The 22,256-nt window shown below is 68.6% G+C and carries 25 protein-coding genes; 6 read left to right on the top strand and 19 right to left on the bottom strand.

Features of this window, described 5'->3' with window-relative positions; genetic code table 11:
* Positions 1-85: 85 nt before the first annotated feature.
* From rpsG to BMW26_RS13305, 9 genes are all read right to left on the bottom strand, one after another.
* Positions 86-556, bottom strand: a complete 471-nt coding sequence (gene rpsG / locus BMW26_RS13270; RefSeq protein ID WP_050722490.1) for a 30S ribosomal protein S7 — start codon at positions 554-556, stop codon at positions 86-88.
* Between the two features lie 5 nt (positions 557-561).
* Positions 562-930: a 30S ribosomal protein S12 gene (rpsL, locus tag BMW26_RS13275; RefSeq protein ID WP_013584051.1), complete on the bottom strand. Its 369-nt coding sequence runs from the start codon at positions 928-930 to the stop codon at positions 562-564.
* Positions 931-1,150: 220 nt separating this feature from the next.
* Positions 1,151-1,798 carry a hypothetical protein gene (locus BMW26_RS13280; RefSeq protein ID WP_053099216.1) on the bottom strand — a complete coding sequence of 216 codons (648 nt, stop codon included), beginning with the start codon at positions 1,796-1,798 and terminating at the stop codon, positions 1,151-1,153.
* A 59-nt stretch (positions 1,799-1,857) separates the two neighbouring features.
* The gene (locus BMW26_RS13285) at positions 1,858-2,349 is read right to left on the bottom strand and encodes a hypothetical protein (protein ID WP_072591693.1); all 492 of its coding nucleotides are present in this window, start codon (positions 2,347-2,349) and stop codon (positions 1,858-1,860) included.
* Positions 2,350-2,357: 8 nt separating this feature from the next.
* A complete protein-coding gene (locus BMW26_RS13290; RefSeq protein WP_053097511.1) occupies positions 2,358-3,395 on the bottom strand; it encodes a hypothetical protein in 1,038 nt (345 codons plus the stop codon).
* Between the two features lie 98 nt (positions 3,396-3,493).
* Positions 3,494-3,646: a hypothetical protein gene (locus BMW26_RS17775; protein ID WP_171821933.1), complete on the bottom strand. Its 153-nt coding sequence runs from the start codon at positions 3,644-3,646 to the stop codon at positions 3,494-3,496.
* Positions 3,647-3,718: 72 nt separating this feature from the next.
* Entirely contained in the window at positions 3,719-4,645 is a 927-nt protein-coding gene (locus tag BMW26_RS13295) for a sugar ABC transporter permease (protein ID WP_053097512.1), read from the bottom strand.
* A 1-nt stretch (position 4,646) separates the two neighbouring features.
* Positions 4,647-6,251: an ABC transporter permease subunit gene (locus BMW26_RS13300; protein WP_056279698.1), complete on the bottom strand. Its 1,605-nt coding sequence runs from the start codon at positions 6,249-6,251 to the stop codon at positions 4,647-4,649.
* A gap of 66 nt (positions 6,252-6,317) precedes the next feature.
* The gene (locus tag BMW26_RS13305; RefSeq protein WP_053097514.1) at positions 6,318-7,526 is read right to left on the bottom strand and encodes a sugar ABC transporter substrate-binding protein; all 1,209 of its coding nucleotides are present in this window, start codon (positions 7,524-7,526) and stop codon (positions 6,318-6,320) included.
* A gap of 188 nt (positions 7,527-7,714) precedes the next feature.
* Here BMW26_RS13305 and BMW26_RS13310 point away from each other — a divergent pair, with 188 nt between their 5' ends.
* Together BMW26_RS13310 and BMW26_RS13315 are read left to right on the top strand one after the other, a co-directional pair.
* On the top strand, positions 7,715-8,203 hold the full coding sequence (locus BMW26_RS13310; protein ID WP_053097515.1) for a YajQ family cyclic di-GMP-binding protein: 489 nt from the start codon (positions 7,715-7,717) through the stop codon (positions 8,201-8,203).
* A 432-nt stretch (positions 8,204-8,635) separates the two neighbouring features.
* Positions 8,636-9,271: a GntR family transcriptional regulator gene (locus BMW26_RS13315; RefSeq protein ID WP_053097531.1), complete on the top strand. Its 636-nt coding sequence runs from the start codon at positions 8,636-8,638 to the stop codon at positions 9,269-9,271.
* A gap of 25 nt (positions 9,272-9,296) precedes the next feature.
* Here BMW26_RS13315 and BMW26_RS13320 read toward each other — a convergent pair whose 3' ends face one another.
* From BMW26_RS13320 to BMW26_RS13345, 6 genes are all read right to left on the bottom strand, one after another.
* Positions 9,297-10,310, bottom strand: coding sequence for an alpha/beta hydrolase (locus tag BMW26_RS13320; protein ID WP_053097532.1), 1,014 nt, complete (start codon positions 10,308-10,310; stop codon positions 9,297-9,299).
* Between the two features lie 27 nt (positions 10,311-10,337).
* Positions 10,338-11,387 (bottom strand): hypothetical protein, encoded by a 1,050-nt coding sequence (locus BMW26_RS13325; protein WP_072591694.1) that lies wholly within the window; start codon positions 11,385-11,387, stop codon positions 10,338-10,340.
* Between the two features lie 62 nt (positions 11,388-11,449).
* Positions 11,450-12,823, bottom strand: coding sequence for an FAD-dependent oxidoreductase (locus BMW26_RS13330; RefSeq protein WP_072591695.1), 1,374 nt, complete (start codon positions 12,821-12,823; stop codon positions 11,450-11,452).
* Between the two features lie 58 nt (positions 12,824-12,881).
* Positions 12,882-13,943, bottom strand: coding sequence for a polyprenyl synthetase family protein (locus BMW26_RS13335; RefSeq protein ID WP_053097535.1), 1,062 nt, complete (start codon positions 13,941-13,943; stop codon positions 12,882-12,884).
* A gap of 45 nt (positions 13,944-13,988) precedes the next feature.
* On the bottom strand, positions 13,989-14,648 hold the full coding sequence (locus BMW26_RS13340) for a ubiquinone/menaquinone biosynthesis methyltransferase (protein WP_222839434.1): 660 nt from the start codon (positions 14,646-14,648) through the stop codon (positions 13,989-13,991).
* 56 nt (positions 14,649-14,704) lie between these two features.
* Entirely contained in the window at positions 14,705-15,268 is a 564-nt protein-coding gene (locus BMW26_RS13345; RefSeq protein ID WP_053097537.1) for a hypothetical protein, read from the bottom strand.
* A 62-nt stretch (positions 15,269-15,330) separates the two neighbouring features.
* Between BMW26_RS13345 and BMW26_RS13350 the strand changes: the two genes are divergently transcribed.
* Positions 15,331-16,617, top strand: coding sequence for an isochorismate synthase (locus BMW26_RS13350; RefSeq protein ID WP_072591696.1), 1,287 nt, complete (start codon positions 15,331-15,333; stop codon positions 16,615-16,617).
* Positions 16,618-16,639: 22 nt separating this feature from the next.
* Here the strand turns inward: BMW26_RS13350 and BMW26_RS13355 are convergent, their stop codons facing one another.
* The 3 genes from BMW26_RS13355 to BMW26_RS13365 are packed head-to-tail and all read right to left on the bottom strand — an operon-like array spanning position 16,640 to position 19,556.
* Entirely contained in the window at positions 16,640-17,482 is an 843-nt protein-coding gene (locus BMW26_RS13355) for a polyphosphate kinase 2 family protein (RefSeq protein WP_053097539.1), read from the bottom strand.
* A gap of 44 nt (positions 17,483-17,526) precedes the next feature.
* Positions 17,527-19,191 carry a 2-succinyl-5-enolpyruvyl-6-hydroxy-3-cyclohexene-1-carboxylic-acid synthase gene (gene menD / locus BMW26_RS13360; protein ID WP_072591697.1) on the bottom strand — a complete coding sequence of 555 codons (1,665 nt, stop codon included), beginning with the start codon at positions 19,189-19,191 and terminating at the stop codon, positions 17,527-17,529.
* Entirely contained in the window at positions 19,188-19,556 is a 369-nt protein-coding gene (locus BMW26_RS13365; protein ID WP_053097541.1) for a PLD nuclease N-terminal domain-containing protein, read from the bottom strand. The genes menD and BMW26_RS13365 overlap by 4 nt, the downstream gene beginning before the upstream one ends.
* Positions 19,557-19,644: 88 nt before the next feature.
* Between BMW26_RS13365 and BMW26_RS13370 the strand changes: the two genes are divergently transcribed.
* Together BMW26_RS13370 and BMW26_RS13375 are read left to right on the top strand one after the other, a co-directional pair.
* Positions 19,645-20,061, top strand: coding sequence for a hypothetical protein (locus BMW26_RS13370; RefSeq protein ID WP_230100397.1), 417 nt, complete (start codon positions 19,645-19,647; stop codon positions 20,059-20,061).
* A gap of 84 nt (positions 20,062-20,145) precedes the next feature.
* Entirely contained in the window at positions 20,146-20,799 is a 654-nt protein-coding gene (locus tag BMW26_RS13375; protein ID WP_072591698.1) for a DsbA family protein, read from the top strand.
* Between the two features lie 15 nt (positions 20,800-20,814).
* On the opposite strand, the gene BMW26_RS13380 is transcribed toward BMW26_RS13375, so the two are convergent.
* Positions 20,815-21,216, bottom strand: a complete 402-nt coding sequence (locus tag BMW26_RS13380) for a MerR family transcriptional regulator (RefSeq protein ID WP_072591699.1) — start codon at positions 21,214-21,216, stop codon at positions 20,815-20,817.
* 49 nt (positions 21,217-21,265) lie between these two features.
* On the opposite strand from BMW26_RS13380, the gene BMW26_RS13385 reads away from it, so the two are divergent.
* Positions 21,266-22,255, top strand: a complete 990-nt coding sequence (locus tag BMW26_RS13385; RefSeq protein ID WP_157557438.1) for an oxidoreductase — start codon at positions 21,266-21,268, stop codon at positions 22,253-22,255.
* The last annotated feature ends 1 nt before the right edge of the window (position 22,256 follow it).

A 22,256-nucleotide genomic window follows, 5' to 3' on the forward strand; every position in this document is an offset into this window, starting at 1 on the left:
AGGAGTGTCCTTATCTTTTGTGCAGTCGTACTGCGAAGAGGGGGGTGCCCGCCCCTGATGTGTGATCGGGGGCGGGCGAAGCTGTTTACCAGCGGTAGTGAGCGAACGCGCGGTTCGACTCGGCCATCTTGTGCGTGTCCTCGCGGCGCTTGACCGCTGCACCGAGACCGTTCGACGCGTCGAGGATCTCGTTCTGGAGACGCTCGGTCATCGTCTTCTCACGACGACCCTTGGCGTAGCTGACGAGCCAGCGCAGCGCGAGGGTGTTCGCGCGGTGCGGCTTGACCTCGACCGGAACCTGGTAGGTCGAGCCACCGACGCGGCGGCTCTTGACCTCGAGAGTCGGGCGCACGTTGTCGAGCGCCTTCTTCAGAGTGGCGACGGCGTCCTGACCGTTCTTCGCCTCGACGCCACGGAGGGCGTTGTAGACGATCGACTCGGCGAGGGACTTCTTGCCGTCGACCAGGATCTTGTTGACCAGCTGGCTGACGATCGGAGCGCCGTATACCGGGTCGTTGACGACGGGACGCTTGGGGGCGGGACCCTTACGAGGCATTGGACTCAGCCCTTCTTTGCGCCGTAGCGGCTGCGAGCCTGCTTACGGTTCTTGACGGCCTGGGTGTCCAGGGCGCCACGGACGATCTTGTAACGGACACCGGGGAGGTCCTTGACACGGCCTCCACGGACGAGCACCAGCGAGTGCTCCTGGAGGTTGTGACCCTCACCGGGGATGTAGGCGGTGACCTCGGTGCCGTTGCGGAGCTTCACACGAGCGACCTTGCGCATCGCCGAGTTCGGCTTCTTCGGGGTGGTGGTGTAGACGCGGGTGCAGACCCCGGCCTGCTGCGGGTTCGACTTGAGTGCAGGCGCCTTGGTCTTCGAGACCTTGGGCGAGCGACCCTTGCGAACCAACTGCTGAATGGTTGGCACGTTCTCTCCTCATAGTGCTGCACGGTGACAGCGTGATGGGTTTCACATCAGTGACCCACCGGCACGCCGGAATCGACGAGCCTTTGTGGTGGTGGGTATGCCGTGGGGGCGGACCGGCATGGTGCCGACGCCCAGCGCGCACGTCGAGACGTGCACACACCTGATCAAGTGTAATGCCGCGTAACGTGGTGGTCAAATGAAGGCCGCTCAGCGGCGGTCGCTAGGCCTGGTCCGAGTCGAACGGGGAGTCGAGCGAATCGGTGAGCTCGGCGAGCAGCGCCTCGATCTGCGGCTCGACATGCTGCGAGATCGCGGCCTGGATGTAGATGCGGTGGCGCAGCAGGATGCCGCAGATCTCACGGCCGACCATGTTCGCGTACTCGTCGGCGAGGGCCACCTCCTGTCGCAGCGCCACCTTCGCCTCGTCGCTCAGCGGCGGCAACGGCGGCAGATCGTCGACCGCCTCGTCCGCCAGTCCCGCGATCGTGAAGAGGAACGGCGCACCGGGGACCGGCTCAGGATCGAGCGGGAGTCCGTCGAACTCCGGATCCAGCCCGTCGGCCGGACGGTAGCTGCGCGCCCGGTTCCGTGCGGCCTGCTGGTCGAGCTCGCGCTGGAGCATCGGGAGGTTTCTTGCGGTGTACTCGGCCACGGCATGGTCGACGATCGTCTTGATCCGGGTCGAGAGGCCGTGCTGCACGCCGTGCGGCGTGTTCGAGCCGATGCCCGCCGCCGACAGGATCGGCGAGCCCAGGCAACGCCGACAGGGCGCGACCCGACCACGATGGGTCGCCGGCTCCCAGCGCGGCACCCACCGCAACCAGGCCTCGACGGCCTGGTCGACCTGCGTCTCCAACGAGCGCTCCACACGTAGAGCGTACGGCGCGTGCACCGCTGCTGCCGAGATTTCGTCTCGACGGCGGGGCGTCATTCCTCGTCGTCGCGCTCCCAGGGCCACTGCGGCTGCTGCGCGCGCGTGCGGCGCAGCGCGATGCCGCCCCAGGCGGCGATGGCCCCGGCGGCCAACAGCACCGCGCTCGCCCCGCCACGGACGAGATCGCCCGCGACGACCGTCGCGACGATCAGGTCACCGCTCGCGACCGCGACCGCGATCCAGACGACGACCAGATGCGCGAGCGCCGTGGCCAGCGCGACGGCGGGCGCCGCGAGGAACGACGGATGCGATCGCCGCAGCGACCCCCAGAGCGACAGCGCGAACGCCACCACCGCCGCGAGCATCCCGACCGCTCCGGGCACCTGCCCCAGGCCAGGGACGGCGATGATGTCCCGGTCGGTGGCCACGCTCAGCGCGCCGAGGCCGAACACCGCCAGGGCGAAGAAGCTGATCGTGGCGAGAACCAGAGCCAGGATGGCCGAAACCCCCGGGGACGCGGGTCCACGGGGGTTCGGCGATGACATGTTCGTGATTACCTCGAGAGCGTCGGACCGGCCTCGAGCGTGCGCTCGTACTCACGCTGCGCCTCGGCGTTCAGCTCGGTCTTGCGCGCCCCGCTGCGGGCAACCCACGCGCCGAACCAGATGGTCAGCTCACGGCCGAAGACGAACGCCGCGATGGCGAGCGGGTGGAAGAGCTGGGCTCCGATGAGCTCGCTCCCCTCCCGAGCCGTGAGCAGCCAGAACGGCGCCTCGAAGAGAGCACCGAGGATGTGTCCGCCGTAGGCGATGAGCCCGACGATGATGCCGAAGACCACCCAGAGTCCCCAGCGTCCGCGGTTGATGAACGCTCCGAGAAGCCAGAAGCCGAGGAAGAACACCACGACGGGGACCCAGAAGCCCCAGGTCATCAGCGGAGCGAGAGCCGCTTCGCCGATGTTCTCGCCCGTGATGTCACCCGCGACGGCACGAAGGCCGAGCGTCGCACCCAGGTAGAGGATCGCGAAGGCGACGGTCGCGAGCAGACCGATCGCACCGGCGGTGCCGCGGTTTCCCCGCTCGCGGGGCGGCTCGGGAGCCTGGACGAAGATCGGCTGCTGCTGGACCGGCGCGATGACCGGTTCGGCGGCGGCAGGCTCGGACGGGACGATCCGGGTCTCGGTGTGGTCGGCCGACGAGTACGCGGCTCCGGCGAGAGCGGACTGCTCGTGCGCGACCGGCGGCGTGTAGGCGGGGGGTGCGTCCGCATCCGTGCCGAACGACTTCGTCGTGTCGGCATCCGTGTTCCGCGACGTCGTCGTGTCGTCTGCGTCGAGGTACTTCGGGTCGTTGAGCTCGGGCGTCGCGAAGGTGCCGGGGTGATCCTTCTCGGCGGCTTCGAACGCGGCGAGATCCGGGTCGACGGCGGGCTGGGCAGGTGTCGGAGCCGACGTGTCGTGCGCAGCGTCCGCGGGCGTGCCATGCACGCCTGCACCCGCTGCGGCGGCGGCGTCGAGTCCAGCGTTCGCGCTGTCGACGACGTCGTTGACGTCCTTCGGCCGCTCGGGCTGGGGAACCTCGGGGTCACTCATGGGGGTGCGCCTCTCATCGGATGTGTGCATTGCGAGATTACCGCCGCCCGACCGCACCCCGAGGGAGGCGTGCCGACGTGTCGTGCAGCCCGTGATCGCTAGGGAAGCGTCGAACGGAGGGTGTCGCCGACGAACGATGCGACGACCGGCACGATCGGCATCGAGAACCAGACGAGAGCGCCGATCACGCCCGCGCACAGCACTCCGGCGACCCAGCTGATCGCCACGTTCCGCCCGGCCACACGCGTCATGCCAACACGCTACGGCCGCCGTCGCACGACGGGTGATCGCAACGCCGCGAACGCTGCGACCATGATCGCGGATCAGCCCTTCGTGGCGCCCGCGGTCAGTCCGCCGACGATGTACCGCTGCAGGAACAGGAACAGGATCATCACCGGGATGGCGGCCATCACCGCGCCGGCCGAGAAGGCCGACCAGTCCGCGTATCGAGGGTTGGCGACGAGCTTGGTGAGACCGACCACCAGGGTCTGCTGCTCGACATCGACGAGCATGACGCTCGCGATCACGTACTCGTTCACCGTGCCGATGAACGACAGCAGCGCGACGACCGCGAGGATCGGCGCGACCAGCGGCAGGATCATCGTGAAGAAGATGCGCGCGTGTCCGGCGCCGTCGATGCGCGCCGCTTCATCGAGCTCCATCGGCAGGGTGTTGAAGAACCCGTACATCAAATAGGTGTTCACCCCGAGCGCGCCGCCGAGGTAGACGAGGATCAACCCCGTGTGCGTGTTCAGTCCGATCGCGGGGAACCAGTCCCCCAGCGTCGACATCAGCAGGAAGATCGCGACCACGGCGAGGAGCTGCGGGAACATCTGCACGACGACGATCGTGACGAGGCCGATGCGGCGACCCGCGAAGCGCATGCGCGAGAAGGCGTATGCCGCGAGGGCGCCGATGAACACCGTCACGGCTCCCGTGACCACGGCGATGACGAGCGTGTTCAGGAACCACAGCCCGTAGGGGTTCTGCGGGTCGCTCAGGATGCGCACGTAGCTGTCGAAGCCGAACGCCGAGAACAGCTGGTTCGATCCGGTCAGTGTTCCTCTCGGATTGAGCGAGGCCGAGACGACGTACAGCAGCGGGAACAGCGCGAAGGCGCTGACGACGATGGCGACCACATGGCGCCATCCGGTGTCGGCGAACCATGCGCCGAAGCTGCGGCGACGCGGCGCGAGGTTCTGTTCGACGGCGACGGTGCGGGCGGTGGTGCCGATGTCCGTGGTGCTCATGTCAGTTCAGCTCCTCGAGGGCCTTGGTCTTGCGGAAGCTGATGATCGAGATCGTCGCGACCACGATGAAGATCAGGATCGTGAACGCGGAGGCGAGGCCGTAGTCGCGGGACTGCCCCGTGAAAGCCACCTTGTAGACCATCGAGATCAGGATGTCGGTGTGCCCGACCGGAATGCTGACATCGTCGAACCGCGGCCCGCCCTTGGTCAGCATGTAGATCAGGTTGAAGTTGTTGAAGTTGAACGCGAACGACGAGATCAGCAGCGGCGCCACCGTGACGAGCAGCAGCGGAAGCTTGATGCGCCGGAAGACCTGCCACGGGTTGGCGCCGTCCATCACCGCGGCCTCGTTGACGTCTTCGGGGATGCCCTGGAGGGCGCCCATGCAGACGAGGAACATGTAGGGGAAGCCGAGCCAGAGGTTCACCAGCAGCACCGAGACCTTCGCGAGGTTCGGATCGGTGAGCCAGGGGATGTCCGCTCCCCCGAAGATCACCTGGTTGATGAAGCCGAAGCTCTCGTTCATCATCCCGGCCCAGACGAGCGCGGAGAGGAACGCGGGGAATGCGTACGGGAGGATCAGGATGATCCGGTACCCGTTGCGGAAGCGCATCCGTGTGTTGTTGAACACCAGCGCGAGGAGCAGGCCGAGGAAGAACGTCGTCGCCACGGAGAGCACCGCGAACACGAAGGTCCAGATCGTCACCGAGATGAGCGGGCCGCGGATGGAGTCGTCGGTGACCGCGCGCACGAAGTTGTCGAACCCGACGGTGGTCTGCCAGCCGGGGAGCAGCTCGGCGCCGTCCTCGGCGATGAACGACCCCTCCCCCGTGTCGGAGTACACCGCGCCGGTCGTGGTGTCGGTGATGGTGTCGGCATCCGCGTCGTACTCGAGCGTCGAGACGTACAGGTAGCCCTTCTGGCCGTCGGGCGCACGCAGGCTGCCGTCGTTGGGGTCGTCGCTGAACGGCACCGAGAGCTTCTCCAGCTCTTCCGAGAGCGTGAACACCTTCGCGAGGGGCAGCGTGGTCCAGCCGTCGACGGCCACAGCCTGGTCGCCGTCGAACTCGGCGTCGACCTCCTCCAGGGGCTGCTCGGCCGTGCCGAGCAGCGCGTCGCCGGAGTCGGGATCGGTCACCAGCAGGCCGTAGGTGCCGAACTGCTCGACGACCGTGACCGGGTACGTCGGGGAGTCCTCGACGCGCTCCTGGGCGGAGGCGAGGAGCGACGAGATCGCCTGGTCCTTCGTGCCGTTGTGGCCGGTGCCGTAGTTGGTGAAGCCGATGTACCCGGTGTACAGCAGCGTGAACACCTGGAAGATGATCAGGAAGATGATGCCGGGCGTGAGGTACTTCGCGGGGATGCGCTTGCGCGAGAAGTAGATGTAGTTGACGAGCACGGTGACGGCCACGACCAGGCCGAGCACCAGCCACTCCTGCTGCCCGAAGAGGACGAACGCCGCATACAGCGCGATGGCGTCGACGATCGCCAGCAGCAGGATCTTCAGGAGCATCCAGCCGATCGGCCCGGATGCGGCCTCGGCGATGCCGGCGGCCTGGCGCTGGCGCTTGGTGAGTGGAGCCGTGGGCTCGGCGGTGTCTGTCATCTCGTCCCCGTCGTCGAGCTGCCGGGGCGGACGAGGTCCGCCCCGGCAGGGATGGTGCTGGGTGTCTTACTTGATCGCTGCGGTGACGTCGTCGACGAGCTTCTGCCACGTCGACGCCGGGTCGGAGCCGTTGATGATCGCGGCCTCGGCCACGCCCCAGAACTCCCAGACCGATCCCATCGCGGGGATCGCGGGCATCGGGACGGCATCCGCACCGACGGCCTGGAAGCCGGCGATGATCGGGTCGGAGGCGGCGGAATCGGCGGCGGCCGTCAGCGCGGGGAGGATGTTGCCGGCCTCGAACAGCTCGAGCTGCACCTCTTCAGTGCCGATGTAGTTCACGAGGAAGTCATTCGCGGCGACCTTGTTCTTCGACTCGGAGCTCACGAAGAAGCCCTTGACGCCGGCGAACGGCGACGCGGTCTCACCCGTGGGGCTGGGGATCGGGTCGATCGCGACGTTGATGCCGGCGTCGACTGCGGCGCCGACGTTCCACGGGCCGGTCAGCCAGAAGGACGCGGTGCCGTCGAGGAACTGCTGCTTGGCGATCTCGCCGTCGACGTCGGTGTTCAGCGTGCCTGCGGCGCCCTGAGCGGCGAGCCAGTCGGCGAAGGCCGTTCCGCCCTCGCTGCCGAGCTGCAGATCTGCGGAGTCGTAGCTGCCCGAGTCGTCGGTGCCGAAGACCGGAGCGCCGAACGCCGTCTGGAACGGGTACAGGTGGTACGGGTTGCCCTCGGTGCCCTGCTCGACGACGAACGCGCCCTTCGAGACCATGTCGTCGAAGCTCGTCGCGGCGGCGGGCACCATGTCGGCGTTGCGCAGCACGGCGATGTTCTCGACCGCGTAGGGAAGCATGTAGACGGTTCCGTCGTAGGTCGCCGCCTGAAGGGCGACGGGCAGGTAGTCGGCCGACGAGTCGCCGAGCTCGAGCGGGGCGACCACGCCGTTGGTCGAGAGCTCTCCGAGCCAGTCGTGCGCGCCCATGACCACATCGGGGCCCTTGCCGGTCGGCACCTGCTGGATGAAGTCGTCCTTCATGTCGTCGACGGACTTGCCGACGAGCTCGACCTTGACTCCGGTCTTCTCCTCGTAGGAGTCGGCGGCGCTCTGCAGCGCGTCGACGCGCTCGGCGTCGACCCAGACGGTCAGCGTGCCGCCGTTCTCACCCTCGGATGCGTCGCCGCCGTCGGTCGCGGTCGAGCAACCGGCCAGGGAAAGAGTCGAAACGATCGCGATGACGCCGGCGGCGACGATGCCCCTCTTGTTCACCTTCATTGGTGTGTGCCTCTCTGAGTACTGGTGGCCTGCAAGGACTGCAAGCGCTTACAGTATGCATCGAGAACGACGGGAATCGCAACGCAAAAGCCCTTCGATATCAAGCTGTAACCGCGGATTGGTGCGTGAGAGTCGATGGAAGCGCTTCCAAGCGAGCGTGAAAACGGCGGTGTCGATACACTTTGCGTATGGCTGACAGTTCCTTTGACATCGTCTCGAAAGTGGATCACCAGGAGGCCGAGAACGCCCTGAACCAGGCGCGCAAGGAGATCGAGCAGCGCTACGACTTCAAGGGCACGGGCGCCTCCATCGCCTGGAGCGGCGAGCAGATCCTGATCATCGCCGGCACCGAGGAGCGCGCGAAGGCCGTTCTCGACGTCTTCCAGTCGAAGCTCATCAAGCGCGGCATCTCGCTCAAGAGCCTCGAGTCGGGCGAACCCTTCGCCAGCGGCAAGGAGTTCCGCATCGTCTCGACCCTCAAGGACGGCATCTCCTCGGAGAACGCGAAGAAGATTAACAAGCTCATCCGCGACGAGGGTCCGAAGGGCGTGAAGAGCCAGATCCAGGGCGACGAGCTGCGCGTGCAGTCGAAGAGCCGCGACGACCTCCAGTCGGTGATCGCGCTGCTCAAGGGCGCGGATCTCGATCTCGACCTGCAGTTCATCAACTACCGCTGATCCCACAACGCAGGGGACGGATGCCGCCGCATCCGTCCCCTTTTCTGTGCCCTCGGATCCCATTCCGATATATGGGTCGGAGTGACCGAGACTGGATGCAGTCGCGTCCCGATGCGACAGACGATGCGGCGATGCATGACGCGCTGCCGAACCACGGTTCCGCGCTTCGCGGATCGCGGTTCCCGCCTTGTGGGGACTGGGCGCAGTTCAGCTCCGTGCACGCCATCGTCTGTGGTCGGCGAGTGTCCCAACACTCGCCGACCACAGAATCACCCGTACTCAATCCTGCGACGACGCGCCGACGACAAGCGCCTGCGTGATCGTCGGAAAACTCGTCTGTGGATTATTGGCATCGCGATCCACTTCGTGATGTAGTGGCCGTCCGGGCACATCATGGGGAGCCCGGATCTGGAAAGCAACTGGGGGCAGTCCATGAACACCAACAACTCGATGACGAGTATTCGAGAAAGCAAGCAGCTCTTGGCGGAGGAGGTGTTTCAGCACATCGGCGCGCAGATCGTCGACGGTGTGCTGGAGCCGGGGTATCGCATCCGCGATGTCGACGTCGCCGAAGAACTGCATGTGTCACGGACTCCGGTGCGAGAGGCGTTACAGCGTCTCGAGCGTCTCGGGCTCGTGACGATGTACCCGAGCAGATACACCGAGGTCACCGCCGTCACGGCAGAGACCGTCGAGCAGACGCTCGAGTTCGCGGGGTATCAGGCGGGGATGGCCGCGCGGATGGGCGTCGCGCGGATGAGCCAGCAGGACCGCGAGAGTCTCGCCGCACTGGTCGAGGAGATGTACACGGCGCTCGATGACGACGTGCACATCTCCAACACACGGTGGGCGGTGTTCTCGTTCCTCAGCGCGCGCAGTCGTAACGCGCAGCACCAGGTGCTGATCAACGACGCGAGCATGGCTCTCTTCCGCAATCTCCGCGGCTGGAGCGTGCCCGAGAACGACCGCGAGCGCATGCTCCAGGTCTACCGGGACTTCCACGACGCGGTGCTGCGCGGCGATGCCGACGAGGCCGAGCAGCAGGCCCGTCTGATGCATTACGTCTGACCACTGGGTCGGACACTGCGCCTGATCACTGTCGGCGCGCGGCCGTCCAGCCTCTGACCCATCGGTCGAGGCGGCGATACGCTTCCTCTCTGGCCCCATGCCGCGAGAGGAAGACGTCGTGCAGGGCTCCGTCGATGCGCTCGACAGTGACAGACGGACCGAGCTTCAGCGACGCCCGCGCGATGTCGTCGACGACCAAGACCGAGTCTGCTCGGGTGAGGTCCTCCGACCATCGCGTGGGCGTCGCTGAGCGCGCGGACAGCAGCACGCACACGGGCGCGTCGATCGTCAGCCCCGCCGCGACCTTGGCGTGTCCGGTGAGTATCGCGTGGAACCACCCCGCGTGGACGGCCATCGTCTGCGCCGGACGCCAGAGGAGGTTCACCTCGACCGGATCGTCGGGGTCGGCGACCTCCTGCTGCGCGCGGGTGTAGAAACCGAGATCGACCTGCGGCGCGACCTCCCGAGGAGCCCACCTGGCCTGCAGCTCGGCGACCGGAGCGATGAGCGGGCGGGCGGAAGCGACCTGGAACTCGAGCCAGGGGCTGTTCAGGATCACGGCATCCGCCGTCTCGGGGTGCCGCGACGCCCACAGGCTCAGGGTGAGTCCGCCGGTCGAGTGGCCGAGCAGCACGAGCCGCCGGGGGGATGCCGCGGCTCCAGTCCCGTGCCCCATCGCGGACAGAGCCGCGGCGATGTCCTCGTCGTACGCGACGAGGTCGGTGATGTAGCCGGGAGTCTGCCCATCGCGCAGACTCCGGCCGTACTTGCGCAGGTCGAGCGCGAAGAAGCGCGCCCCGCGAGACGTCCAGAATCGAGCGAGCCGCTTCTGGAAGAAGTAGTCCGACCAGCCGTGCACATAGAGCACGTCGACATCGTCCAGCGGGAGGCTCTGCCCGCGCAGCCGGTCCCACCAGGGCCGGTCCCGCGGCACCGCACGCACGAGCGTGGCGACGAGCGGTCCCTCATCGTCCTCGCCGAGCTCGAGCGTGAGCTGCTCGAACTCGTCGCCGAGGACGTCCGGTATCCACTCAGGCATGCCGCCAGGCTATCGAAACGGTGTCGACTACTGGGGAGCGGTGTGTCCGCCCGTGAGGCTGCGCACGACCTGCTGCGCGAGCGGTGCCGGATCAGCGGCCCCGGCTCCGTTGTCGAAGGTCACCAGCCGGATCCAGTCCGGACCGACTCGCACGTCGACGATCTTCTCGCCGTTCGCACCCGTGCTCGCCGTGGCGGCATCGGCTCCCTCGAGTTCGACGGGTTCACCGTCGATCTTCTCGAACGCCCATGCCCCGGCGGGAAGTGTCGTGAGCATCAGATAGCTGGATCCTTCGTACTCACTCCCGGCCGACTTGAAATAGCAGATGCGCGATCCGTTGACGACCTCGTACACCTCCGCTGGGATGCCCCAGCCGCCGAAGTCCGAGAAGAGCGCGGCATCCGTCACTCCGAATTCGGCATTCACCTGCTCCGGTGTGATGAAGCGCTCGCACGGCGCACCGACGATGTCGCTCTCGACGTAGTCGACGTCGCGCAGGCTCGCAGCCGCCGAGGTGGCGATCCGACGCAGCGCCTCTTCGATCGGAGCGGTGTCATCCGCTCCCAGATCGGGGTCGACGACGGTGGCCGACAGCAGCACGTCTCCGTCGGGAAGCTCGAAGCCGCAGCGCCCGTCCTCGCAACTCGCCTGCTCACCCCAGAAGCCCTGACGCTCGGTCGCGCCGGCGATCACAGCCTGGGCATCCGGCACGATCGTGACCTCCCAGCTGCGCTCCGTGTCACCCGCGGAGCACGCGATCCCCCCTGCGCGCTGGAACATGTACTGCCCGGGGCCCGGCAGCCAGCCCATCGCAGACACCAGCGACAGCGCCGGTGCGACCGGCGTCGACGGCTCCCCCACGAGTTCGGCCATGGTGGCGGCGACGTCGTCGCACGTCACATCGAACGCCGCCGCCGGTTCGACGATGGGCGCCGGCGTCGGGGACGGTGTACCGGTCGACGACGCCGTCGCAGACGGCGACCCTGATGGCTTCGGCTCGGCGGCCGGCTCGGCAGTGCACCCTGACACCAGCAGCAGAGCGGCGGTGCCGAGGACGATCAGGGATCGCAGTCGCATCCCTTCACCCTACGGATGCCGCCCCGCAGGCGCACCGGGTGCCGGCAACGATCCGGTGTCGGTCACTCTCCGCGGGAGACGCGCACCATCTCGTCACGCGGCACGACCTTGACGCGCGCGCGCTCGTGCGGCGCACCGAGAGCGACCTCGTACTCGTCGAGCCGGTGCCAGCCTTCGAGGTCGGTCCACTTCACACCGCGCTCGAGCAGCAGGGCGGGGATCGCCTCTTCAGACGGGTCCTCCGGGTGCCACCACGAGCCCTGGTCGTTGATGATGTGCCGCACGGTCTCCATGGCATCCGACTTGGTGTGGCCGATCAGGCCCACCGGTCCGCGCTTGATCCACCCCGTCGCGTAGATGCCGGGCATCTGCTGGTTCGAGTCCTTGGCGAGCACCTGGCCCTCGCGGTTGGGGATGACGCCGTGCTTCTTGTCGAACGGAACGCCCGGAAGCGGCGAGCCGAAGTAGCCGATGGCGCGGTAGAGCGCCTGCAGCGGAACCTCGCGCATCTCGCCCGTGCCCACGGCACCGCCCTGTCCGTCGGGCTTCGTGCGCTCGTAGACGAGGGCCGCGACGCGACCGGCGTCGTCCTTGCGGACCTCGACCGGGCGGGCCCAGAAGTGCAGGTGCAGACGACGCGATGCCGTGCCTCCCGCATTGTTGACCGAGTCGCGCTTGCGCCACGACTGCAGGATGCGGTCGATCACCATGACCTGCTTGTTGCTGGCCACCGCGTCTTTCGACGCCTCGTCGTAGTCGAAGTCCTCGTCGTAGACGACCATGTCGACGTCACGCAGCTCGCCGAGCTCACGCAGCTCGAGCGGGGTGAACTTGACCTGAGCGGGTCCGCGGCGTCCGAACACGTGCACATCGGTGACGGCGCTCGCCTTGAGACCCTCGTAGACGTTCTCCGGCACCTCGGTGACGAGCAGGTCTTCGGCGTGCTTCGCCAGCATGCGGGCGACGTCGAGAGCGACGTTGCCATTGCCCAGCACACCGACGGATGCGGCGTCGAGCGGCCACTCGCGCGGCACATCGGGGTGGCCGTCGAACCAGCTCACGTAGTCTGCTGCCCCGTAGGCGCCGACCGCGTCGATACCGGGGATGTCGAGCGTCGTGTCACGGATCGCACCGGTGGCGAAGATGACCGCGTTGTAGTGCTTCTTCAGGTCGTCGAGGGTGATGTCCTCGCCGAACCGCACGTTGCCGAACAGCCGGATGTCACCGCGGTCGAGCACATCGCGCAGCGCGTTGACGATGCCCTTGATGCGCGGGTGGTCGGGTGCGACGCCGTAGCGGACCAGGCCGTAGGGGGCGGGGAGCTGCTCGAAGAGATCGATGGAGACGTCGAACTTGCGCTCGGCCTTCAGCAGGATGTCTGCTGCGTAGATGCCGGCGGGGCCCGCTCCGACGATGGCCAGTCTGAGCTTGGTCATAAGGGGTCCTTTCGTATGCCGTCACGCCCGGCGCACGCGGCCGAGGGCCGCGATGCGATCAGCTGGAGCGTTCGACGAGGGTCTCTGCGAAACGAGTGAGCGCTTCGCGCACGGTGCCACGCGGGAGCGGGGCGAGCGCGTCGATCGCATCCTGAGTCCAGGAGTGCGCGAGCGCGAGGGTCTTCTGCGTTCCGACGTGGTCGCGGAGCTCGGTCAGCGGTCCGTCGAGGATCGCGGGGTCGGCCCCTTCGGCGATGCGCGCCACCCCGTCGTCGATGCGAGCGGCGAGACCGATCGAGGCGTCATCGGCCTCGGCCTTCAGCAGCAGGTACGGCATCGTCGGAACCCCGGCCCGCAGGTCGGTGCCCGGCACCTTGCCGGTGTCCTCGGGCTTCGCCGACAGGTCGATGACGTCGTCGAGCAGCTGGAAGGCGACGCCGATCTTCTCGCCGTACACGCGCAGCGGCTCTTCGTACTCCGACGGTGCGTTGGAGAAGATCACGCCGCCCTGCGTCGCCGCGGCGATGAGAGAGCCGGTCTTGTCGGCCAGCACCTGGAGGTAGAACTCGATGGGATCATCGTCGGGCTGAGCGCCGATCGTCTCGTGCATCTGTCCGAGGACGAGGCGCTCGAAGGTGTCGGCCTGCAGCCGGATGGCCCGCTCACCCAGACGCGACATCAGCTGGCTCGCACGGGAGAAGAGGATGTCGCCGGTCAGGATCGCGATGTTGTTGCCCCACACGGTCTGCGCCGCGGGCACTCCGCGACGGCGATCCGCACCGTCCATGACGTCGTCGTGATACAGCGAGCCGAGATGGGTGATCTCGAGCGCCTTCGCGACATCGATCACCTGATCGGTGTTGCCGTCGCCGAGCTGGGCCGCGAGCAGCGTCAGCACGGGGCGGATGCGCTTGCCCCCCGCCTCGTACAGATAGCGGCTGGCGGCATCGGCGAGCGGATCGGCCACACGCACGTCGTCGGCAAGACCGGTCTCGACGAGCTCGAGCCCGTCTTCGATCGCCTGCGCGATGCGTCGACCGGCGGTGCCGATGAAGACACGGTCGCTGAAACCGAGACGGCTCGCCAGTCGCGAACCCGGGGCTACGCGGCTCGAAGTCACGGTCTCAGCCTACCGTCGTCAGCTGGGCGGGTACGCGCGTCGCATTCACGCGGGCTTGAACGCCCGGTGCAGCGCGACGATACCGAACGAGAGGTTGCGGTATTCGACCTCGGTCCACCCGGCCTCGCGGATCCACGCGGCGAGCTTCTTCTGGTCGGGCCAGTCACGGATCGACTCGTTCAGGTAGTCGTAGGCGTCGCCGTTGGTGCCGGCGACGCGAGCCACCCGAGGAAGCACCTGCGAGTTGTAGAAGCGGTACGCGGCGCGGAAGACCGAGCCCGGCGGGGTCGAGAACTCGTTGATCACCAGACGACCGCCCGGCTTCGTGACGCGCAGCAGCTCACGCAGCGCCTTCTTCGGGTCGTTGACGTTGCGCAGCGCGTACGACATGGTGACGGCGTCGAACTCGCCGTCGTCGAACGGCAGATCGGTGGCATCCGCCTGCACGAACGAGAGATTGCGGATGCTGCCGTGGCGGCGCTGCCCCTCGGCGAGCATGCCCGGCGAGAAGTCGGCGGCGACGACCTGCGCACCGCTGCGGGCGAGGGATGCCGACGAGGACGCGGTGCCCGCGCCGAGGTCGAGGATCTTCTCCCCCGGCTTCGGGGCGACGGCCCTCGTCGTGGCTGCGCGCCAGAGCGCGTCGTTGCCGACCGTCATCGCCGTATTCGTCCGGTCGTAGCCCGCGGCGACCTGGTCGAACATGCCGCTGACGCGGGCGGGGTCCTTGCCGAGATCGGCGCGGTTGGCTTCGTTCGAGGTCACACGCCCAGTCTAGGCGCGAGGTGCAGCGCGTCGAGGCGGTCGAGCCAGAGATCCGGCGTGGCATCGTCGAAAGGGGCGATGCGCTCTCGCACCCGCCGCTCGAGATCGAGGGCCAGAGCCTCGAGTCCGGCCATGATCTCGGCGGGGTATCCGTAGCTCACGCTGTGCTCGGCCCACTCGTCGCGGTCGTCGACCCATGTGCCGCGCGGACCCTCGACCCGCACGACGTCGAGGTCCATGTCGATGCCGACGGCGAGGAGCGGGTCGTCCGACCAGCGCACCTCCCATCCGATGTCGATGTAGATCCGCATGCCCTTCGGGTGGTCACGGTTCACGGTCAGGGCGAAGTCGGACCGCCTCGGCACGAGCGTGACATTGGGGGCCTCGGCGATGTAGCCCGCGCCCGGTCGAGCGCTCGACCAGCCGACGGGCTGGCCGAGCCAGTCGCCCCACTCGTCGGCGCCGAGGTACACGCACTCATGACGCCAGTGCGGAGACCCGTCCCACTTGCGCCACTGGAAGATCATCTCGGTGCCGGGTGCGGGGCGGACGTCGCTCATGCACTCAGCGTAGGCGTGGCCTGTCACATCCCGGTCGACGGGTGACGAACTAGGCTGGAGGGGTGAGCAGCAGGCTGGTCGTGGAGACCCGTGAGATCGATCCGGTCGAGGATCTCCTGGCCTACGCCGACCCGTCGCGGCCTCTCGCCTGGCTGCGCCGCGGCGACGGCATCGTCGCCGTCGGCGACGCCATCGTCGAGACGGTCCGCATCCCCGCCGGCGCAGCGGCCCTGCGATCCGCTGCGATCGCTCGGGCATGGCGAGAGCTCGCTCAGGATGCCGAGATCGACGACGAGCTCGGGCTCCCCGGCTCCGGACTGGTCGCCTTCGGTGCGCTGACCTTCGACGAGGACTCCGCCGCCGACAGCATCCTCGTCGTGCCGGCGCTCGTGATCGGTCGACACCACGGGCGCACCTGGATCACCCGCATCCGCTCGTCCTCGGCGTCGGCACCCGCGCCCGAGCCGCGGCCCACTGCAACCGAGCCGCGGCCTGAGGCGGCGACGATCGCCTACGGCCCGCACTGGGCCGGCACCGTCGGCCCCGGTGCCCAGAGCCCGCAGGGCTATCAGGACTCGGTGCGCCAAGCACTCGAACGCATCGCCGCCGGCGAGCTCAGCAAGGTCGTACTCGCACGCGACCTCACCGGCAGCATCCCGGCCGGTTCCGACCTGCGCCGGCTCGTGCGCGCGCTGTCGACCGGATACCCCGACACGTGGGCGTTCGCTGTCGACGGGCTGATCGGCGCGAGTCCCGAGACCCTCGTCACCGTGCAGCAGCGCACCGTCACCGCCCGCGTGCTCGCCGGAACGATCGGTCGCGGAGCCGACGCGGATGCCGACACCGTCGCATCCAGCCACCTGGCCTCCAGCACCAAGGACCTCGACGAGCACGAGTACGCGGTGCAGAGCGTGCTGGCCTCGCTGCGTCCGCACACCCGCGCACTGGCGGCGAGCGAGCAGCCGTTCCTGCTCAAGCTGCCGAACCTCTTCCACCTGGCGACCGACGTCGAGGGCGAGCTGGCCGATGGCGGCTCGTCACTCGACCTGGTCGGGGCCCTGCATCCGACCGCCGCCGTGGCCGGCACCCCGACGTCTGCGGCGATCGCGGCGATCCGCGAGCTCGAGCCGTTCGACCGCGGGCGGTATGCCGGTCCGGTGGGGTGGGTCGACGCGGCCGGCAACGGCGAGTGGGCCATCGCGCTGCGCTGTGCGCAGTTCACCCCCGCCGAGACCGACATCGCCGTCACCGCCTACGCGGGCGCAGGCATCGTCGCAGGCTCCGACCCCGAGTCCGAGCTGCTCGAGACCCGCGTCAAGTTCCGTCCGCTGGTCGACGCGCTCGCCTGACCCGCGCCCGGACCGCCCGCGGTCAGCTCGCCGCGAGGCGCTCCTTCTCCGCGTCGACATCGAAGTCGGCCGCCGGCCACTGCGGATCGATGCGCTGCAGCGCGTCGAGCAGCAGCTCCTGCACGGCGAGGCGGGCGAACCACTTGTGGTTCGCCGGGATCACATGCCACGGAGCCGCCTCGGTCGATGTGCGCTCGAACATGATCTGATACGCCGCCATGTAGTCGTCCCACAGCAGTCGCTCGTCGACATCGCCCGGGTTGTACTTCCAGTGCTTGTCGGGTCGCTCGAGCCGCTCCATCAGTCTCGACTTCTGCTCGTCGGGCGAGATGTGCAGCATGACCTTGACGATGCGCGTGCCCGATGCGGCGACCGCGGCCTCGAACTCGTTGATCGCGTCGTACCGGCGCTCGATCTCGTCCGCCGGGGCCAGCGAACGCACCCGACCGATCAGCACGTCCTCGTAGTGCGAGCGGTCGAAGACGCCGATGAACCCGGGCTCCGGGAGGCGCCTGGACACACGCCACAGGAAGTCGTGCTCGAGCTCTTCGTCGGTCGGCGCCTTGAACGCCGTGAGTGCGACGCCCTGCGGATCGACCCCGCCGACCACGTGGCGCACGATGCCTCCCTTGCCCGCGGAGTCCATCGCCTGCAGGATCAGCAGCACCGAGTCCTTCGCCACGCCGACGCGGCTCTCGGCGAAGAGCCGCTCCTGCAGCTGATTGAGCTCGTCGAGGCCCGCCTCGAGATCGCGCTTGCCGTCGGCTTTCGCGCCGCTGTAGCCGGGTGTGCTCTGCGGATCGAGGTCGGAGAGGCGGAATCCGTCGCCGACCTGGAGGGCCTTGGCCCACTCATGCGCTGTCATGCGTTCATCCTGCCACTGCGCATCCGCAGCGGAGGCGAAGATCCTCAGCGGGACAGCGGGACCTCGATCAGCTGACGGCCACCGGCCGGGGTGGTGAGGGCCTGGTCGAGTGCCGTGCGGGTCGTCACGCGCTGGTACTCCCATCCGTAGGCGAGTGCCAGCTGCTCGAGCCGCACGGCATGGGGCGTGTAGAACGCGCGATCGAGATCGGCCCGATCCGCCGTGCCCGCGACCTCGAGGCCGTCGAAGATCGTGCCGCCGCCGTCGTTGCCCACGATGACCTGGATGCGAGGCTCGTGCTCGTCGGGCGGGAGCAGCAGGGCGCCGACATCGTGCAGGAAAGTCAGATCGCCGAGCAGCACGCGGGTGACCCCGGGCGCTCCCCCGGCCTGACTGGCGAGCGCGATGCCCGTGGCGGTGGCGATCGTGCCGTCGATCCCCGCGAGCCCGCGGTTGGCGTGCACCGGGACCTTCTTGCCACCGAGCACCGCATCGGCCACCCGCACGAGCCGCGACGAGCCGAAGACGAGTCGATCGTGCGGCCAGGTCGCCCGCCAGACGGCGTCGGCGAGCAACTCACGGTCGAGCGGCCGGCGCACCGCCGCCAGCTCGGCCTTCACCGCGTCGCGCCGCGCCGACGGATCGGTCGACGTGAGACCGTCCTGGTCGGGCGCCCGCTCGCTGAGATCGACGGCGTGAGCCGCGGATGCCGTGAGCCACGCACCGAGCCACTCGCGGTCGGCGACGCCGGGTGCGACCGACACGGACGCCGCGGCCGTCGTGCGGCCGTTGAGATCGAGAGCCTCGCCGCCACGTCGGACGGCGATCACGTCGACATCCGGCCGCGACAGCAGGCGAGCCACCTCACGGCTGAGCGTCGGGTGCCCGAGCACGACGGCGCGCTCGATGCGACCGCCCAGCTCGTGGTCGCCCAACAGCGCGCGATAGCCGTGCACGACCTGGCGGCCGAAGCGCGCACCGCTGACGATCTCGGCGATCAACGGCCAGGATCCGGCGTGCGCGATCTCTTCGGCATCCGGTCCCGCGTCGGCGCCGGCGATGACGACCGTGCGCGGCCCCCGCTCGAGCAGGAGCGCTTCTGCCGACACCGGTCTGGGCACGTCGCCCGGCACGATGTCGACGGTCGGGACGTCGCCCGACAGCGGCTCGCGCGACGGCAGGTTCAGGTGCACGGGGCCGGCGACACCGGCCAGACCGTGGGTGGCATCCGCGCCCATCGCCGCGGCGACGGCGCGCATCGCGAGACCCGCCCAGTCACCGTCGCCCGGCACGGGGGCATCGATCTGCTCGCGTACCCAGGAGGCGAACATGCCCGGCTGGATGGTGGCCTGATTGGCTCCCACTCCGCGTAGCTCGGGCGGCCGATCGGCCGTCAGCAGCAGCAGCGGCACCCCCGAGTGGAAGGCCTCCATCGCTGCGGGAAGGAGGTTGGCGGCAGCGGTCCCCGAAGTGCAGAGCACCGCCGCGGGCACACCCGTCTCACGCGAGAGACCGAGCGCGGTGAATCCTGCGACCCTCTCGTCGATGCGCACGTGCAGACGCAGCTGCCCCTGATTCGCGGCATGCACCGCGGCGAGCGCGAGCGCCTGAGATCGAGACCCCGGCGAGAGCACGAGATCGCGCACGCCGTGGCCGATCAGGTCGGCGATCAGGGATGCCGCAGCATCCGTCGCGGGCGATGAGGTCACGGACGCGCGTCCGGCGCCGTACCGTCCGGTGCGGCTCCGTCGTCGGTCTCGTCCTCGAGACGAGCGAGCTCCTCCTCGAGACGGCGGATGCGCGCATCCTGCTCGCTCTTGCTGATGCTGCGGAGGAACTGGGGGTCGTCGTCGGGCGCGATGATCGTGATCGCTCCGCCGTTGTCGTTCGCGCGGCGTCGGCCGATCGTGAACCAGAGGATGCCCCCGATGACCGGGATGAGGATGACGATGGCGATCCAGGCGGCCTTGGGCACGCCCCGGTGTCGCGTCGGCGGCTGCACTGCGCAGTCGACGATGCTGTACACCCAGAATATGGCGGCCAGGAAGCCGCCAACGATCAACAGTCTCGCCACCCCTCCAGTGTAGGCGGGTCTGTGACGCGTGGATCTGCCTGGGCGCTCAGCGCGGGCGCCGATGCCCGATTGTTAGACTGCGCGGACCATGCCTGCCCCGTCGATGCTGCTGCGTCACCAGGGCGTCGAGCGGATGCTGATCCTCCGGGTCGGTCTCGCCCTCGGCCTCGCCCTGCTGCTCGTGATCGGCGCGTGGTCGGCGTCGCACGGCAAGGCGGATGCGCACACGACGCTGTGCCTCGCTCCGGGCGCGAGCGTCGCGTCGGTCGCGGCGCACCACGACGAGACGAGCGTGGTCGAGTCCGCTCCGTCGGACGACGCCGGGATCGTCATGGTCGCGGCGCTCTGCTGCGTCCTCCTCGTGCTGCTCTCGTTGCGCTCCGTCAGAGGCGCGCCGCTGATCGGTCGCGCTGCGGTGGTGCGCGCCTCGGCTCCGAGCCGCGCCGGTCCTCGTCTGCACGTCCCCGCACTCACCCTCGCTCAGCTCTCGGTCTCCCGCACCTGAATCAGGCACGCCGCTCGTCGGCGACCCCGGCCGCGCTCGTCGCGGCTCACTCACCCTGCCTGATCCGAACCGTTGGAGAACCCCATGAAGACCCCTGTCAAGGTGGCCCTGATCACCGTCGCCGCCGCGATCGTCCTCGCGATCGTCGGCGTCGCCTACGCCCTGTCGCAGCGCCCCGCAGAACCCCTGTCGCCCGAGGGTGAGAAGCGGCAGACCGTGCGCACCGACTCGCACGTCCTCGACGACGGAGGACCGGACGCCGTCACCGTCGTCGAGTTCCTCGACTTCGAATGCGAGGCATGCGGAGCATTCTATCCTATCGTCGAAGACCTGCGCGAGAAGTATTCGGGCGAGATCACCTACGTCGTGCGGTACTTCCCTCTGCCCGGTCACATCAACTCGACGCAGGCCGCTCTCGCCACCGAAGCCGCGGCGCAGCAGGACCGCTTCGAGGACATGTACCACCGCCTCTTCGAGACGCAGGCCCAGTGGGGCGAGAAGTCCGAGGAGACGCCCGAGGTGTTCCGGGGAATCGCGGCCGAGCTCGGACTCGACATGGCCGCCTACGATGCGGCGATCACCGACCCGGCGACGCTCGATCGCGTGCAGGCCGACAGGAGCGACGGCGAGCGGCTCGGAGTGCGCAGCACCCCCAGCTTCTTCATCGACGGCAAGCCCGTGGTGCTGGAGGCGTGGGGGGACCTCGAAGCGGCTCTGGAGAAGGCCGTGGAGCAGTAGCCCGCAGAGCCGTCGTCAGAGGAGTCCTCGGGCGAGGAGCGCCTCCTGGTACGCGCCCGCCTTCGCGCTGACGACCTGACGGCAGGCGATCAGCGTCTCGATCTGCGCGTCGAGAGAGCGCTCGTGCGCGCGCAGCAGGGCGAGACGCTCGGCCTCGTTGCCGCTGCCGGCGCGCACCAGGGCGGCGTACTCACGCAGCAGGGCGATGGGGGCGCCGGATTCGCGCAGTCGCGCCAGCAGCGCGAGCCACGCGAGCGAGTCGTGCGCGTAGACCCTCCGACCGCCGGGGGTGCGCGGCACGTCGCGAGGGAAGAGCCCTTCTGCCTCGTACCAGCGCAGCGTGTGCACGCTCACGCCGACCAGACGGGCGAGCTCGCCGATGCTGAACGTGCGCGTCGTGTCGATCACATCCTCCACGAGGACTCCTCCTTGACTTCGAGTGCACTCTAGATCGTACGGTCGGAGCATGACAGATGCACTCCCCCCTCTCGACATGATCGCCCGTCAGCAGCCCCTCGCCTCGGAGTTCGGCTACCGCTCCACTGCGGCCGAGGTGATCGCCGGGGTCGACCTCTCGGGCAAGACCGCGATCGTCTCGGGCGGGTACTCGGGACTCGGACTCGAGACGGTGCGTGCGCTCGCGAATGCCGGAGTGCACGTGATCGTGCCTGCGCGTCGTCTCGACGCCGCGCAGGAGGCGCTCGCAGGGATCGACGCGGTCGACGTCCGCAGCGCCGACCTCGGCGACCTCGACTCGGTGGCAGCGTTCACCGAGACCGTCCGTCGCGACGGACGCCCGATCGATCTCGTGCTCGATGTCGCCGGCATCATGGCCACCCCGTTCGGTCACACCGCGCAGGGCTTCGAGTCGCAGTTCGGCACCAACCACCTCGGCCACTTCGCCCTGGTCAACGGAGTGGCCGAACTGCTGCCGGAGGGCGCTCGCGTCGTCTCCTACTCCTCGGGAGGGCACTTCCGCTCCCCCGTGCGATTCGAGGACATCGACTTCGAGACGACGCCCTACGACCCGTGGGTCGCCTACGGGCAGTCGAAGACGGCGAACGCGCTGTTCGCCGTCGGGCTGGCCCGTCGTGGCGCGGCCCGCGGCATCCTCGCCTTCTCGGTGCACCCGGGCGGGATCATGACCGACCTGCAGCGGCACGTGCCCCGTGAGGAGCTGATCTCACGCGGCTGGATCGACGAGGACGGCACGCCGAACCCGCGCTTCAAGACTCCGGCAGAGGGGGCGTCGACGGGTCTCTGGGCCGCGACGGCTCCCGAGCTGGCCGATCTCAGCGGCGCGTACTGCGAGGACTGCTCGATCAAGGGCATCGTCCCGCCCGAGCACACGGACATGACGACCGGCGGCGTGAAGCACTGGGCGATCGATCCCGAGGCCGCCGAGCGGCTGTGGGCGCTCTCGGTCACCGCGACGGGAGTCGACGGCTTCGCCTGAG

The sequence above is a fragment of the Microbacterium sp. 1.5R genome (genome assembly GCF_001889265.1).
Classification (GTDB): Bacteria; Actinomycetota; Actinomycetes; order Actinomycetales; family Microbacteriaceae; genus Microbacterium.

Bases quoted from the DNA above. Each gene is read 5' to 3' on its own strand.
- BMW26_RS13300 (WP_056279698.1), bottom strand. From the start codon at position 6,251: ATGACAGACACCGCCGAGCCCACGGCTCCACTCACCAAGCGCCAGCGC.
- BMW26_RS13320 (WP_053097532.1), bottom strand. From the start codon at position 10,310: ATGCCTGAGTGGATACCGGACGTCCTCGGCGACGAGTTCGAGCAGCTC.
- BMW26_RS13295 (WP_053097512.1), bottom strand. From the start codon at position 4,645: ATGAGCACCACGGACATCGGCACCACCGCCCGCACCGTCGCCGTCGAA.
- BMW26_RS13355 (WP_053097539.1), bottom strand. From the start codon at position 17,482: ATGACAGCGCATGAGTGGGCCAAGGCCCTCCAGGTCGGCGACGGATTC.
- BMW26_RS13330 (WP_072591695.1), bottom strand. From the start codon at position 12,823: ATGACCAAGCTCAGACTGGCCATCGTCGGAGCGGGCCCCGCCGGCATC.
- BMW26_RS13345 (WP_053097537.1), bottom strand. From the start codon at position 15,268: ATGAGCGACGTCCGCCCCGCACCCGGCACCGAGATGATCTTCCAGTGG.
- BMW26_RS13385 (WP_157557438.1), top strand. From the start codon at position 21,266: ATGACAGATGCACTCCCCCCTCTCGACATGATCGCCCGTCAGCAGCCC.
- BMW26_RS13375 (WP_072591698.1), top strand. From the start codon at position 20,146: ATGAAGACCCCTGTCAAGGTGGCCCTGATCACCGTCGCCGCCGCGATC.
- BMW26_RS13305 (WP_053097514.1), bottom strand. From the start codon at position 7,526: ATGAAGGTGAACAAGAGGGGCATCGTCGCCGCCGGCGTCATCGCGATC.
- BMW26_RS13325 (WP_072591694.1), bottom strand. From the start codon at position 11,387: ATGCGACTGCGATCCCTGATCGTCCTCGGCACCGCCGCTCTGCTGCTG.
- BMW26_RS13340 (WP_222839434.1), bottom strand. From the start codon at position 14,648: ATGTTCGACCAGGTCGCCGCGGGCTACGACCGGACGAATACGGCGATG.
- BMW26_RS17775 (WP_171821933.1), bottom strand. From the start codon at position 3,646: ATGACGCGTGTGGCCGGGCGGAACGTGGCGATCAGCTGGGTCGCCGGA.
- BMW26_RS13290 (WP_053097511.1), bottom strand. From the start codon at position 3,395: ATGAGTGACCCCGAGGTTCCCCAGCCCGAGCGGCCGAAGGACGTCAAC.
- rpsG (WP_050722490.1), bottom strand. From the start codon at position 556: ATGCCTCGTAAGGGTCCCGCCCCCAAGCGTCCCGTCGTCAACGACCCG.
- BMW26_RS13310 (WP_053097515.1), top strand. From the start codon at position 7,715: ATGGCTGACAGTTCCTTTGACATCGTCTCGAAAGTGGATCACCAGGAG.
- BMW26_RS13315 (WP_053097531.1), top strand. From the start codon at position 8,636: ATGAACACCAACAACTCGATGACGAGTATTCGAGAAAGCAAGCAGCTC.
- BMW26_RS13285 (WP_072591693.1), bottom strand. From the start codon at position 2,349: ATGTCATCGCCGAACCCCCGTGGACCCGCGTCCCCGGGGGTTTCGGCC.
- BMW26_RS13370 (WP_230100397.1), top strand. From the start codon at position 19,645: ATGCCTGCCCCGTCGATGCTGCTGCGTCACCAGGGCGTCGAGCGGATG.